Source organism: Pandoraea cepalis (genome assembly GCF_902459665.1).
In the GTDB taxonomy this organism is placed as follows: domain Bacteria; phylum Pseudomonadota; class Gammaproteobacteria; order Burkholderiales; family Burkholderiaceae; genus Pandoraea; species Pandoraea cepalis.
In genome coordinates, this window is record NZ_CABPSL010000011.1 from 1 (window position 1) to 13,513 (window position 13,513).

The following is a 13,513-nucleotide window of genomic DNA, read 5'->3' on the forward strand; positions in this document are numbered from 1 at the left end:
TCGCCACGCCCGCTTCCTTCAGGCGCACCGCCTCCTCCACCGCGATTTCGTCGAACGGATTCATCGACATCTTCACGCTCGCGATGTCGACGCCACTGCCGTCGCTCTTCACGCGAACTTTTACGTTGTAATCCACTACCCGTTTGACGGGGACAAGCACCTTCATGCGGAACTCCCTTGATTCAGAAAACCCGGGCGGCGAGCCACGACGACGGCGCCAGGCCCCCGGGAACGTACGACCTTACTCGATCTCGCGCCCTTTCGTTTCAGGCAACAACAAGGCGGTAATCAGCACGACAAGATAGGCACCGCCGGCAAACATGCCGATGGCCGCACCAAGACCGCTGGTCTTGGCCAGATAACCGACCAGACTCGGGAATAGCGCACCGAAGCCGCGCCCGAAGTTGTAGGTGAAACCCTGACCATTGGCGCGCACCGCCGACGGAAACAGCTCGGTCAAGTAAGCCCCCATGCCGCTGAAAATGCCCGACGCCGCGAAGCCCAGCGGGAAGCCGAGGATGAGCATCTGATCATTGCTCAATTGAAGCTGGGTATAAGCGTAGATGGTCACGCCCGACAGCACGGCGAAAATCAGTAGGTTGGCCCGACGCCCCAGACGGTCGGTCAGATAAGCCCCCGTCAGATAGCCGATGAACGACCCCAGAATAATCACGAGCAAATAGCCGCCAGTGCCGATGACCGACAGATGACGCTCCGTCTTCAGGAACGTGGGCAGCCACGTCGTCACGGCGTAGTACCCGCCCTGCACGCCAGTACACAGCAACGCAGCAAGCGCCGTGGTCTTGATGAGCGACGGCGAGAAAATCGCCCATGCCGACGTGCGCTGGGCCGCGGCGGCTTCCTGCTTGCGTGTGCGCTCGAACAGCGCCGGTTCCGGCACATTCTTACGGATGAAGAGCACGAACAGCGCCGGAATCACGCCAATCCAGAAGAGTACGCGCCAGGCATAAGTCTCGGGCAGCAACGAGAAAGACGCCGTGTAGCACAGCGCCGCCACCGCCCAGCCGATGGCCCAGCCGCTTTGCACGGTGCCGACGGCGCGCCCGCGATACTCGGTGCGCACGATCTCGCCCATGAGCACCGACCCCACCGCCCACTCGCCGCCGAATCCCAGCCCCTGCAACGCGCGCAGCACGAAGATCTGCTCGAAGTTCTGTGCGAAGCCGATCAGGACTGTGCAGATCGAGAACCAAAGAATCGTCGCTTGCAGAATGCGCACGCGCCCAAAGCGGTCGGCGAGCACGCCCGCCAGCCACCCGCCGATGGCCGAGAACAACAGGGTCACGGTGGCCAGCATGCCGGCCTGCGCCTTGTCGATCTGGAAGACGGTGATCAACGTCGTGATGACGAAGGTGAACACCATGAAGTCGAGCGCGTCGAGCGCCCAGCCGCCGAACGCCGCAACAAACGTGCGCCGCTCCGTCTTGTTCATCTGCCGATACCAGTCCATCTTGTCTCCTCGTGAAGTTTTGAAGTGCTTTGAAGTGGGGGTCGTACGCGGGCGCGCGGTGCGCCCGACAATGCCGGCAAGGTCAGTGCATCAGGCCGTGGTCGGAAAACCGTAGAGACGCGCCGGGTTGTCCACGAGAATGCGGCGGCGTGTGTCGGCGTCGGGCGCCCACAGCGGCAGCAGATTGCGCAACGCCCCAGTGTTCGGCATACGCGTGAGCGACACATGCGGCCAGTCGCTGCCCCAGACCATGCGATCGGGGGCGTCTTCGATCAACGCTTGCGCAAACGGCGTGACGTCGTCGAACGTCGGGAAACGCTCGCTGATGCGATAGGCGCCCGAGAGCTTCACCCAGTACCCGTGATCGCGCACGAGCGCGCGCAGTGCGGAAAAGCCTGGGGCATCAAGCCCCTGCGCCACCGGCGTGTGCCCCATGTGATCAACGATGCCCGGCACCGGCAGCTTCGTCATGCGCGGCATCAGCTCGGGCAACGTGCTCACATCCATCAGGAACTGCATGTGCCAGCCAAGATCCTTGATTCGATGCGCGAGCGTTTCCATCGCCTTGAAGCCGATGCCGCCCCCGAACAGCACGTTGATGCGCAACCCGCGAACGCCCGCCGCGTGCATCGCCTCGAGTTCGGCGTCGGTCACGTCCGGCGAGACCACCGCGATACCGCGCAGACGGTCGGGATGGCGGCGCAGCGTCTCGAGCAGGTAGCGGTTATCCGTGCCGTACACGCTGATTTGCACTAGCACGCCGTAGGTCATGCCGGTGGCATCGAGCATCGCGAGGTACTTGTCTTCTGGCGCGGGCGGCGGCGTATAGCTGCGCTCGGGCACCATCGGGTACGCATCGCTCGCCGCGACCACGTGCGCGTGCGTGTCGACGGCGCCGAACGGCACCACGAACGACGGCGGATCAATCTCGGCCAGCGGGCCGAGGCACAGCGGCGCGCCGGCGGCGGGGGTGACAATCATATCGACTCCTCAAGGGATGCGAGGGCGACGCTCGGAACGTCGGGCGCACGCCGGGGGAAAACAGATCGAGCGCCGGGGACGCCGGCACTCATCGACAAAGCACGCGCTTACAGCAGCTTGCCCGGATTCATGATGCCGGCCGGATCGAACACGGCCTTGATCTCGCGCATCAAGCGCAACTCCAGCGGCGACTTGTACTTCGCGAAGGACGCGCGCTTGAGCTGCCCGATGCCATGCTCGGCGCTGATACTGCCGCCGTAACGCACCACTTCGTCGAGCACTTCGGCGGTGATCGCCTCGCCGTGCTTCGCCATGAAGTCGGCCGCCTCGCCCGCGGGACGCGACAGGTTGTAATGCAGATTGCCGTCGCCGAAATGCCCGAAGATGAAGGGACGCACCTGCGGGCACACGCGCCGCACGCGCGCTTCGGCGCTCGTCATGAAATCCGGAATCGCTTCGATGGGCAGCGAAACGTCATGCTTGAGGTGCGGTCCGTCGGCGCGCTGCGCCTCGGAGATTTCCTCACGCAACTTCCACATCGCCTCCACCTGCCCGAGCGTGGACGACACCACGGCGTCGGCACACAGATCGCGCTCGATGGCCGTCTCGATCACGCGCTCCAGCAAGGCGGCCAGCGCTAGTTCGTCCGCCGTATCGGCCAGCTCGATCAGCACGTAGCCGGGGTGCCGCTCGCCGAATGGCGCACGCACGTCGGGCACATGCGCCATCACCAGGTCGACACACTCGCCCGTGAAGAACTCGAACGCCTGCATGCGCGGGCCGCACGCCGCAAACAGCAATTCATACAAGGCCAGCGCCTGACGCGGCGACGTGACCGCGGCAATCACCACCTGACGCACGGGGGTCGGCGCATACAGCCGCAATGCTGCGGCAGTGATCACACCGAGCGTGCCTTCCGAGCCGATGAGCAACTGCTTGAGGTCGTAACCGGTGTTGTCCTTGCGCAGGGTGCGCAGACCATGCAGGATCTCGCCGTTCGGCAGCACGGCTTCGACGCCGAGCACCAGTTCGCGCGTCATGCCGTAGCGCACGACGTTCACGCCGCCGGCGTTGGTCGCGAGGTTGCCGCCGAGCTGACACGAGCCCTCGGCCGCGAGACTGAGCGGCAGCAGGCGGTTTGCATCGCGCGCGACGCGTTGCAGGTCTTCGAGAATGCAGCCGGCCTCGGCCACCAGCGTGTTGGCGATGGTGTCCAGACTGCGCACGGCATGCATGCGATCAAGACTGAGCACCACGTTCTGCGCCGACGCGTCGGGCGTGGCACCACCGCACAGCCCCGTGTTGCCGCCACGCGGCACGACCGGCGTGCCCGTGCTCTGACATAGCGCGAGGATCTTCGCGACGTCTTCCGTCGTGCGCGGACGCACAACCGCCTGGGCGTTGCCGCGATACATGCCGCGCCAGTCGACGAGCCACGGCGCAACGTCGTCGGGGGAGGTGAAAACGCTGTCGGCGCCGACGGCGTCGACAAGGCGCTGAGCGAAAGCAGTGAGGGGCATAGGGTCGCGCGTCGGGGGTTACGGTGCGGAGGATGGGATCTGACGACGGGTCAGGCGCGGGTCGACGCGATGGCGCCGGTAATGATGTCGCGCTCGGGCAGCGTCAGCCCGAGACGCGCCGAAGCACGCAGCAGATGCGAGAGCGACGCCGCGCGCGCCAGCAGCGGATCGCGCGCCTTGATGGCGTTGAAAACGGCCACGTGCTCCTGATGCACCTGCGCGGCGAGTCCCTCGTGGCGCAGCGTGTTCGAACGCGCCGCTTGCACGACCTGCCGCATCTGCAGGTTCAGGTACTGAAGAAGATCGGCGTAATAACGATTGTGCGTGGCACGCGCAATCGCGGCGTGAAACGCGGTGTCGTACTCCACGCCATTGTCGGCGTGGTACAGATTCGTCTCGAGTTTCTCCAGGATGTCGGCGAGTCGGCGAATGTCATCGTCGGTATGACGCACTGCGGCGAGTGCGGCGGCCGTGCTCTCCAGATCGAGACGCAGCTCGTAGACGCTCGCGAGGTCGGCAGCGTCTTGCCCGGCCGGCACCTGAAAACCGCTCGACGGCGTGCGCGCCTTCACGGTCACGCCCGCCCCCTGTCGGCTGTCGATCAATCCTTGCGCGCGCAGGCGCTCCGTCACTTCGCGGATCACCGCTTGGCTCACGCCGTACGTCTCGGCGAGTTGCTTGCCGGTCGGCAGCTTGGTGCCGATCGGATATGTCCCTTGCCGGATCGCCTCCTGCAACTGCTGCGCGACTTGTTCGGTCAAGGTCTTGGGCTTGGTGGTCATGCGCTCACGTCACGGAATATTTTTCTGGTTTGCATGTTATATGAAAACTTTTGACAGTCATCACCGAGTTAACCCTAGGTGCGCATCTCGTCTCCCGGTCCAGAAAAGACAAAGGCGGTGAGGGAGATTCCCTTCACCGCCTGCGTTGCTGCGCTTGATGTGCGTAGCCCTTAGAAGCCGATGAGCGCTTCCGTGACATGCCCCACATTCGGCGGCACCGCGAAGCAGTCGCTCACCAGCGCGCGCCATTGCTGGAACGCTTCCGAGTTACGGAAGTGGACGGTGTGATCTTCCAGCGTTTCCCATGTCACGACCAGGCTGTAGTGCGTCGGTTGCTCGATGGACTTGAGCAGACGCATGCCATGGCACCCTTTCGAGCCCTTGAACAACGGCGTCGCCTTGGCGACACCTTGCTCGAACGCGGCTTCGGTGCCGGGCTTCACTTCGATCTGGGCGATTTCAAAGATCATCGGATTTCCTCAGTGATTTGCGCGTGATAGCGCTTATGTCGATCGTGTTCTCGTCGCACGACGGCGCGGTTGGCAGCGCGGCATCGTCGACACCGGACGGGCAGCATGGCCCCGTGAGACCGTCAGATTCTATACCGCGCGTTCACGCGACGCATCGCATGAACGGCCGCACATCCTTTCCGCTTTTTTCGGCCAGTGCGCGTCACGTCGATGCACGGACTTCGCTCATCGACACGCCACACGGCACCATGAACGTGCAGCACGGCGCCGAAAATTTCATATCGCCAGACAAAACATCAATATCAATCAATGGGATACAAATTGCTGGCATTACTCTTGCATATCATCGTTCTTCTCCATGTTTGCACCAAAAGAGCACATTCATGCCCAATTCCAATACACCCGGCGACGTGCTGTTCCTCCTGCTCGGCGCGATCCTGGTGCTTGCCATGCACGCTGGCTTTGCGTTTCTCGAACTCGGCACGGTTCGAAAGAAGAATCAGGTCAACGCCCTCGTCAAGATCCTGACCGACTTCGCGGTCTCGGGTCTCGCCTATTTCTTCATCGGCTATCCGCTCGCGTACGGCGTCGATTTCTGGTCGAGTGCCACGGTGCTCTCCGAGCACAACGGCTACGCGCTGGTTCGCTTCTTCTTCCTGCTGACATTCGCGGCGGCGATACCCGCCATCGTGTCGGGCGGCATTGCGGAGCGCGCCAAGTTTCACCCGCAGTCCGTGGCGACGTTCTTCCTCGTCGGCGTGATCTATCCGTTCTTCGAGGGCATCGCCTGGAATGGCCATCTGGGGGTTCAGGACTGGTTCACGCATGCGCTGGGCGCACCGTTCCACGATTTCGCGGGTTCGGTGGTCGTGCATGCCGTTGGCGGCTGGATCGGGCTGGCTGCGGTGCTGCACCTCGGCGCGCGCCGGGGACGCTACAACGGCCAGGGACAAGTCGCCGCGCATCCGCCGTCGTCGATTCCGTTCCTGGCGCTTGGTGCATGGATCCTGATTGTCGGCTGGTTCGGCTTCAACGTGATGAGCGCACAGCGCGTGGGCGGCATCTCAGGGCTGGTTGCCGTGAACTCGCTCATGGCGATGGTGGGCGGCACGCTCGTGGCCATGTGGGTCGGCAAGGACGACCCCGGCTTTATCCATAACGGCCCGCTCGCGGGACTCGTTGCAGTGTGCGCGGGCTCGGACGTCATGCATCCGTTGGGCGCGCTTGTTGTCGGTGCGGTCGCCGGCGGCCTGTTCGTGTGGCTGTTCACGGTGACGCAGAACCGTCTGCGCATCGACGACGTGCTCGGCGTGTGGCCGTTGCACGGCGTGTGCGGCGTGTGGGGCGGCGTTGCCGCGGGCATCTTTGGACAGACGGCGCTCGGGGGCGTGGGCGGCGTGAGCTTCCTCGCGCAGGTCGCCGGGACCTTGATGGGCGTGGTAATCGCCTTCGCCGGCGGGTATGTCGTGTACGGCGTGATCAAACGCTGTGTGGGCCTACGGCTCGACGACGAACAGGAATACTACGGCGCCGACCTCTCCATCCATAAGATCACCGCGACGCCGGAGCGCGAGACGAACTGGTGAGTGTGTTGGCGGAAGACCAGGGGCGTTGTCGCGGTTTGCGACGACGCCTTTCCCTGCGCACTCGCACGGCGCGTTGACGTTCTGAGGTGGCGCACAGAAGGCGATGCGCCCAGTGATCGAATGCATGCGCACAGGCAGGGACGCCATCCGACCAGTCCGGCGAGGCCGACGAGAGCCACCGTCAGGCGATCATTCGGGCGAGACGGTCCCAGGCCATGTCAAGCCACAACGGCCGGCGCCATCTCCCGAAAGCCGGGCGACGCCGCAATGCGGTTCAGGTCGCCGATCAACCAGTCCAGGCAAAGGGCCGGGAGCGGCGCCAACTGCCGACGGGCGAGCGTCTTGATCTGCATCCGGCGCTGTCGCAGCAGCTCGGTGTCAAAAGGCCGCGCGACAAGCCCGTCCTGCTCCAGGCGTTGCGCCACCGAAAGATAGCCCGACGGCAGCACCGCCCCAGGAATTGTCTGCACGAAGCGATACAGTGCCCCTACGTATCGGCTTGTCACGCGTGGCACGATTTCCAACCCGGCCACATTGCAGGCGATGTCGAACAATTGCCGATTGGTGGTGCCGGCGTCCTGCAGCAACACCGGGTACGCGGCAATGTCCTGCAGGCTCACCGCTTTCTGTGCGGCAAGCGGATGGCCCTCCCTCAGCAGCGCCACCACCGGCGCCGGCAGCGTCAGATGGGCGTGCACGCCCGGCTCCGCCGCGAAGCTGAAGCCCAACGCAATCGACGCCATGCCGGCCAGCAGCATCTGATGCGCCACATCGGCCGGCACCACTTCCAGTTCGACGAGCGCTTCCGGGTGCGCCGCCAGAAACGCCCCCATCGATCGAGGCAGAAAATCGAAGGCATAGCCTTCGGTGCACGCAATTCGAATCGTGCGCAGCCGTTGGTGCTCCTCCCCCTGTATTTCATCGACGACCGACTGGGCATCGACCAGGCTGCGCTGCGCATGGCGCAGCAGCACGCGCCCCGCATGCGAGAGCTCCATGCCTCGGGCATGTCGGTCGAATAGCGGCACGCCGATATCGTCCTCGAGCTTGGAAATGTGCCGGCTGAGGGCCGAGACGGTCAGCCCGAGGCGGTCCGTTGCGGCGGTGAGCGAACCCGCCTGGGCAACGACAGAGAAGTAATAAAGCGACGGTTCAAGCAGTTTGCGCATGGCAAAAACCCGGTTCAGCGAAATTTTGAGAGCTTTGCAAAATTTTCAACGATCTGTTTTTAAATTGCGAATACAAAAAAAATTACCGGGAGGTACGCTGGGCCGTCATCAAAGTTCTGTATGCGCTCCCAGGAAATATGTCCCGCCAACACGCCCTTGACCACATCGATCGTCACTTCGCCTCCGGCGACTTCCTCGCGGATCTGCAGCGCCGCGTCGCGTTGCCCACCGAGAGTCAGCGCCCCGAGCGCGCCGCCGTGCTTCGCGAGTATCTGGAGGCTGAAGTGGCCGCACCGCTCGCCGCGATGGGCTTCACCACCGAGATCGTCGCAAATGCCCAACCCGGCATGCCGCCGCTGCTGATTGCCGAACGCATCGAGGATGCGGCGTTGCCCACGGTCTTGCTCTACGGGCATGGAGACGTGGTCAATGGCGACGACGCCCACTGGAGCCACGACCGCTCGCCCTGGCAACTGAGCGTTGAGGGCGACCGCTGGTTCGGCCGCGGCACCGCCGACAACAAGGGACAGCACAGCATCAATTTCGCGGCGCTCGCCGCCGTGTTTGCCACGCGCGGGCGTCTCGGCTTCAACGCCAAGGCCATCGTGGAGATGGGCGAGGAAGTCGGTTCGCCGGGCTTGGCCGACGCCTGTGAACAGTATCGCCAGCGCCTCGCGGCCGACGTACTGATCGCTTCCGACGGACCGCGTCAGCGCGCAAGCGCCCCGACCGTATTTCTGGGCTCGCGTGGTGCGCTGCACTTCCGCTTGCGCTACCGCAACGACTTCGGTGCTCGTCATTCGGGAAACTGGGGCGGCGTGCTGGCAAACCCGGCGACCGTCATCGCCAATGCGTTGGCAAGTCTCGTCGACGGTCAGGGCCGCATCCGCATCAACGGCCTGGCCACACCGCCGATCCCGCCCCGTGTGCGCGAACTGGTCGCCTCGATGGAGATCGGCGCCGACGCAGGGGATCCGCCGTTGGCCGAGGGATGGGGCGAGCCGGGCCTGACGCCGGCCGAGCGTGTCTACGCCGCCAATACGCTCGAAGTCCTTGCCATGCGCAGTGGCAATTCCGATGCGCCGATCAGCGCCATACCGGCCAGCGCCGAAGCGGTCTGTCAATTGCGCTTCGTGGTCGGAACGCCGTGGCGCAACGCCAAGCGGCTCATCGAGGCGCATCTGGCGCGCGAAGGGCTTGCACGGGTTGAGGTGTCGATCGAAGCGTCGGGCGCCGCAACCCGTCTGGACCCGGATCATCCCTGGACACGATGGGCGCTCGACTCGATAGCGGCCTCCACCGGCAAAGTGCCGACGCTGCTGCCGAACCTGGGCGGCACGATCCCAAACGAAGGCTTCGTCGACACGCTCGGCCTCGCCACCCTCTGGGTGCCGCATTCGTATCCGAACTGCCGCCAGCATGCGCCGGACGAGCATCTGCTGGCCGATGTGACGCACGAGGCGTTGCGCCTCATGACAGGGTTGTTCTGGGATCTGGGCGAGCAAGGGCCGGCCGTGCTGGCACAAGCACGCACCCGCTCACTGGTCTGACTGATTCGATTCGTACTGGCCGCGGCCCCGAAATGGCACGCGTTTACCCCCTTCACGTTGGCTTAATTGCACTGAAAACCCATGGAAACCGTTGCTACCCACAATGCGGTCGTGAAACCTGCGGGCAACCGGCCGCTTCGCCGTCTGATCGTCGCCAGCAGCATCGGCAACGCGCTCGAGTGGTTCGACTTCGCGGCCTACGGCTTCTTTGCCGTGACAATCTCGAGGCTGTTTTTTCCCACGCACGACGACACCATCTCACTGTTGCTGACGTTCGGCACGTTCGGGCTGTCATACGTATTCCGCCCACTCGGCGCGCTCGTATTGGGTCGTTATGCCGACAGGCGCGGACGCAAGGCGTCTTTGCTGATGTCGCTGACGCTCACCACGATCGGCACGTTGATCTGCGCGTGCATTCCGACCTATGCCAGCATCGGCATCGCAGCGCCGATCGGCATGATGATCGCCCGCATCCTGATCTCGTTTTCAACAGGTGGCGAGTTCGGCAGCGGCACGGCGTTAATGATCGAACAGCCGTCCAAGCGCAAGGCATTCCTGGCGAGCTGGCAATTTTCCAGTCAAGGCATGAGCACGCTGCTCGCCTCGTTCGCCGGTCTCTTGCTCTCGACGCAGCTGACGCCGGCGCAGATCGAGAGTTGGGGGTGGCGCACGCCGTTCGTGTTCGGTCTGCTTATCGCACCGGTGGGGCTGTATATCCGCAAGTACATCGACGACACGCTACCTGCCGAGACGTCGCGCGCCTCTCGCTCAAGCGTCGCCCCGATACGCGACTTGCTGCTGCACCATAAGGGTCGCGTTGCCCTGGCCGCCGGCCTCATGGCCGTGTCGACCGCCGCGAGCTACCTGATGATCCTGTATATGCCGACCTACGCCGTGAAGGAGCTTCACATGCCGGCATCGTCGGGCTTCGCCGCCACGGTGGTCACGGGCGCCATCCTGATGATCATGACACCGTTCATGGGCCATCTGGCCGACCGCTATGGTCGCAGCCGCATGATGGTCGCCTCGGCGGCCGGCACACTGATCACGATCGTGCCGTGCTTCTATTGGCTGATCCAAGCCCCGTCGTTCGCGCTGCTCATGAGCATCATGGTGCTCGCCGGCGTGCTCAAGGCTGTGTACTTCGGTCCGCTGGCCGCAGTGCTTTCCTCTCTCTTTCCCACGCAGATGCGCAGTACTGGCCTGGGCTTCTCGTACAACATCGGCGTGATGGTGTTCGGCGGGTTCACGCCGTGGCTGGTCACCGTCCTCATCAAGTGGACCGGCAACGCTGTGTCGCCAAGCTTCTACCTGATGGGGTGCGCCGTGCTGAGCTTGCTCTGCATTGGCATCTACCACGCGAAGACCGACAAGCACGTCTAAGGCATCAACCCGCGGCGGTAACCGCCGCAACCGTCCACGTTCGCCCCGACGCTGCTGTCGTCGCAAGACGCCCTCAGCCAGGGAAATCACTCACCGATACCCGACATCGCACTTGCGATTGTCGACCTGATTAGTACTCCAAAACAGAGGTCGATAATGTTGTTGAAATCACTCACGCACCACCACCCGTCCACTCACCGCAATGCCCGTCGAGCGCACGCGCTGACTGCCGCAAGCCTCGCTGCGGCCTGCCTGCTGTCCTGGCACTCGGCGCAGGCGCAATCGAACGTTCAGGTCTACGGCATTCTCGACGCGGGCCTGACGATGATCAACAACGCCGGCGGCAGCTCGCAGGCATTGCTCGACACGGGTGTCATGCAAGGGAACCGGCTGGGATTCCGGGGCATCGAGGATCTTGGCGGCGGCCTGAAAAGCTTTTTCACGCTCGAAACCGGCTATTCTCTGGCAACGGGCCAGACCGGCCAAGGCGGCGTTTTCTGGGGCCGAAAGGCCTGGGTCGGCTTGACGCAGGCGGGGGTGGGCACGATCACCATCGGGCGCCAATACGACTTCATGTTCGAAGCGCTCGGCGCATACAACCATGCCACGCTCAGCACCGGCGGTTACGGCAACACGCCGCTCGACAATGACCGCGTGAGCGGCCAGCGCTTCAACAATGCGGTGAAGTTCGTCACCGCGGACATGGCCGGCGTCAAGATCGGTGCGGCCTACGGCTTCGCCAACCAGGACAGCACCAATGTCGGTACGGCAGCGCATACGACGAGCTTTGGCGCGAACTACTCGCACGGACCGCTGAACGTGGGCGCGGCGTATACCTATATCGGCAAGGGTTCGGTCGCCATTACCCAATTGGTGACCAACTCGGTCACGACCAACCTCGGTGGCGCGGCCGCGAAGATCGCCGGCGTGGGTGGCACGTACGACATCACGCGTGACATTATCGTCAACGCGATGTTCACGCGCGCGGAATACGTCGGCGCGACCAGCGCCACTTCAGGCACTTTCTTCAACTATCTGGCCGGCATTGCCTGGCAGGCGACGCCGGCATGGCGCTATGGGTTCGGATACACCTACACCGCGTTTCGCGGCGGAAGTTATCAGCAGGGCAACCTGACCGCGGACTATTTCCTCTCGAAACGCACCGATGTGTATGCACAGCTCATCGGTCAGCATGCGGGCGGCACCGCGCCGCGCGCGGACATCATCAGCCTGACGGGCTCATCGACACCGAACCAGGTGCTGATGCGCATCGGCATGCGGCATACGTTCTGAATCGCGGACCGGCAATCAATCAGGGAGTTAGGCGTGACGATGCAATCTCAGTATGGCGACGACGATTTCGGTGGCTGGCTTCTCTATCACTCAGTCGGTGCGTGGCCGGGACGCCAAACGCAGATCGCCGCAGCGCTGAGCGAGTTTGCTCGCGAGTGGTGCGCGCCCGACGACCGGCACTGGGCATCGGCATTGGCCAGCAAGCAGGCGCTTCTGGCCGATCTCACTACCCTGATAGGCGCCCCGCCGCACCAGGTGTCGCAGTGGTATACAGCGCAGAACGTGACCGACGCGCTGCACCGGTTTCTCGATGCGCTCGGTCCGGCGCGCTTGGCCGGCCGCACGATACTGGTGGCGGCAGACGCCTTCCCGAGCCTGCATTTTCTGCTGTCCGGGCTGGCGTCACGCTATGGCTATGCCCTTCGCACCGTGCCGCTGCGACCGAATGCCCACTATCTGCATGACGACGATTTCGTCGACGCCTGGAGCGACGACGTGGCGTTGGCCGTGGTCACGTGGGTCTCGTCGCTGACGTCCAAGCGCGTCGACCTGCCACGGCTAGTGGCGCATGCACACTCGCGCCACAGCTTGCTGGCGCTGGACGTGACCCAAGGTCTCGGCATCGTGCCGTTCGACATCGTTCAGACGCCCGTGGATTTCCTGTGTGGCTCGACGCTCAAGTGGCTGGGCGGCGTGCCCGGCGCGGGTGTCGCGTGGATATCGCCGTCGCTCGATATCGACGCGCTCGCACCCGCCGCGCGGGGATGGTTCAGTCAAGGCAATCCGTTCAACTGGGATCTGGATCGCTTCGCATTCGCCCCCGATGCGCGACGGCTCGACACGGGCACGCCTTCGGTGCTGCCATTCCTCGCCTCGCGGCCCGGCGTGCGTTGGCTGCTCGACCAGCCGCCAGGCGCCTTGCGCGCCCACAACCGGGCGCTGTGCGACGCCATCATCGAAATGTCCGACCGCCTCGGGATCGCGCTGCTCTCGCCACGCGACCCCAGCATGCGTGGCGGTAGCGTGATGCTGGGCTTGCCCGCGCGGACGGATCCCCAATCACTCATTGCGGCACTCGCCGCGCATCATGTGCACGCCGATGTGCGCGGGACCACGTTGCGCCTGTCGCCGGGTCCCTGCACGACGATGTCCGGGGTCCAGCGAATGGCGCACGTGCTGTCGGGCGCACCGTCCGGCGTGGCAGCCCGTGCCGTTCAAGGAACGGGCACATGAGCGTTCTCACCGCGCGCCCTGCCGCCCTTGCCCCGACGCATCGCCACACGCGTCCGCGCTCGCGTGGCATTGCCT

Annotated in this window: 11 protein-coding genes and 1 pseudogene; 5 read left to right on the forward strand and 7 right to left on the reverse strand. The window is 64.2% G+C overall.

The features are described 5' to 3' along the window. From PCE31106_RS14440 to PCE31106_RS14465, 6 genes and pseudogenes are all read right to left on the reverse strand, one after another. Window positions 1–166 (reverse strand): annotated as a pseudogene (locus PCE31106_RS14440) (electron transfer flavoprotein subunit beta/FixA family protein); the annotation flags it as partial. 75 nt (window positions 167–241) lie between these two features. After that, window positions 242–1,471 (reverse strand): MFS transporter, encoded by a 1,230-nt coding sequence (locus tag PCE31106_RS14445; RefSeq protein WP_150563716.1) that lies wholly within the window; start codon window positions 1,469–1,471, stop codon window positions 242–244. Between the two features lie 90 nt (window positions 1,472–1,561). Next, window positions 1,562–2,452, reverse strand: a complete 891-nt coding sequence (locus PCE31106_RS14450) for an amidohydrolase family protein (RefSeq protein WP_174975198.1) — start codon at window positions 2,450–2,452, stop codon at window positions 1,562–1,564. 107 nt (window positions 2,453–2,559) lie between these two features. Continuing rightward, a complete protein-coding gene (locus PCE31106_RS14455; RefSeq protein ID WP_150563717.1) occupies window positions 2,560–3,972 on the reverse strand; it encodes an FAD-binding oxidoreductase in 1,413 nt (470 codons plus the stop codon). A 50-nt stretch (window positions 3,973–4,022) separates the two neighbouring features. Next, window positions 4,023–4,754 carry a FadR/GntR family transcriptional regulator gene (locus tag PCE31106_RS14460; RefSeq protein ID WP_150563718.1) on the reverse strand — a complete coding sequence of 244 codons (732 nt, stop codon included), beginning with the start codon at window positions 4,752–4,754 and terminating at the stop codon, window positions 4,023–4,025. Between the two features lie 170 nt (window positions 4,755–4,924). Beyond that, window positions 4,925–5,224: an antibiotic biosynthesis monooxygenase family protein gene (locus PCE31106_RS14465; RefSeq protein WP_017233725.1), complete on the reverse strand. Its 300-nt coding sequence runs from the start codon at window positions 5,222–5,224 to the stop codon at window positions 4,925–4,927. A gap of 383 nt (window positions 5,225–5,607) precedes the next feature. Here PCE31106_RS14465 and PCE31106_RS14470 point away from each other — a divergent pair, with 383 nt between their 5' ends. Continuing rightward, complete coding sequence (locus PCE31106_RS14470) at window positions 5,608–6,810, forward strand: ammonium transporter (protein ID WP_150563719.1); 1,203 nt, start codon at window positions 5,608–5,610, stop codon at window positions 6,808–6,810. 218 nt (window positions 6,811–7,028) lie between these two features. On the opposite strand, the gene PCE31106_RS14475 is transcribed toward PCE31106_RS14470, so the two are convergent. After that, window positions 7,029–7,979, reverse strand: a complete 951-nt coding sequence (locus PCE31106_RS14475) for a LysR family transcriptional regulator (RefSeq protein ID WP_150563720.1) — start codon at window positions 7,977–7,979, stop codon at window positions 7,029–7,031. 137 nt (window positions 7,980–8,116) lie between these two features. On the opposite strand from PCE31106_RS14475, the gene PCE31106_RS14480 reads away from it, so the two are divergent. The 4 genes from PCE31106_RS14480 to PCE31106_RS14495 all read left to right on the forward strand — a co-directional run bounded on the left by PCE31106_RS14480 (window position 8,117) and on the right by PCE31106_RS14495 (window position 13,438). Beyond that, window positions 8,117–9,529 (forward strand): M20 family metallopeptidase, encoded by a 1,413-nt coding sequence (locus PCE31106_RS14480; protein ID WP_150563721.1) that lies wholly within the window; start codon window positions 8,117–8,119, stop codon window positions 9,527–9,529. An 81-nt stretch (window positions 9,530–9,610) separates the two neighbouring features. After that, window positions 9,611–10,912 (forward strand): MFS transporter, encoded by a 1,302-nt coding sequence (locus tag PCE31106_RS14485; RefSeq protein WP_150563722.1) that lies wholly within the window; start codon window positions 9,611–9,613, stop codon window positions 10,910–10,912. A gap of 156 nt (window positions 10,913–11,068) precedes the next feature. Then, window positions 11,069–12,205 (forward strand): porin, encoded by a 1,137-nt coding sequence (locus PCE31106_RS14490; protein WP_150563723.1) that lies wholly within the window; start codon window positions 11,069–11,071, stop codon window positions 12,203–12,205. Window positions 12,206–12,244: 39 nt separating this feature from the next. Continuing rightward, entirely contained in the window at window positions 12,245–13,438 is a 1,194-nt protein-coding gene (locus tag PCE31106_RS14495; protein ID WP_150563822.1) for an aminotransferase class V-fold PLP-dependent enzyme, read from the forward strand. Window positions 13,439–13,513: the final 75 nt, after the last annotated feature.

Bases quoted from the DNA above. Each gene is read 5' to 3' on its own strand.
- PCE31106_RS14445 (WP_150563716.1), bottom strand. From the start codon at position 1,471: ATGGACTGGTATCGGCAGATGAACAAGACGGAGCGGCGCACGTTTGTT.
- PCE31106_RS14450 (WP_174975198.1), bottom strand. From the start codon at position 2,452: ATGATTGTCACCCCCGCCGCCGGCGCGCCGCTGTGCCTCGGCCCGCTG.
- PCE31106_RS14455 (WP_150563717.1), bottom strand. From the start codon at position 3,972: ATGCCCCTCACTGCTTTCGCTCAGCGCCTTGTCGACGCCGTCGGCGCC.
- PCE31106_RS14460 (WP_150563718.1), bottom strand. From the start codon at position 4,754: ATGACCACCAAGCCCAAGACCTTGACCGAACAAGTCGCGCAGCAGTTG.
- PCE31106_RS14465 (WP_017233725.1), bottom strand. From the start codon at position 5,224: ATGATCTTTGAAATCGCCCAGATCGAAGTGAAGCCCGGCACCGAAGCC.
- PCE31106_RS14470 (WP_150563719.1), top strand. From the start codon at position 5,608: ATGCCCAATTCCAATACACCCGGCGACGTGCTGTTCCTCCTGCTCGGC.
- PCE31106_RS14475 (WP_150563720.1), bottom strand. From the start codon at position 7,979: ATGCGCAAACTGCTTGAACCGTCGCTTTATTACTTCTCTGTCGTTGCC.
- PCE31106_RS14480 (WP_150563721.1), top strand. From the start codon at position 8,117: ATGTCCCGCCAACACGCCCTTGACCACATCGATCGTCACTTCGCCTCC.
- PCE31106_RS14485 (WP_150563722.1), top strand. From the start codon at position 9,611: ATGGAAACCGTTGCTACCCACAATGCGGTCGTGAAACCTGCGGGCAAC.
- PCE31106_RS14490 (WP_150563723.1), top strand. From the start codon at position 11,069: ATGTTGTTGAAATCACTCACGCACCACCACCCGTCCACTCACCGCAAT.
- PCE31106_RS14495 (WP_150563822.1), top strand. From the start codon at position 12,245: ATGCAATCTCAGTATGGCGACGACGATTTCGGTGGCTGGCTTCTCTAT.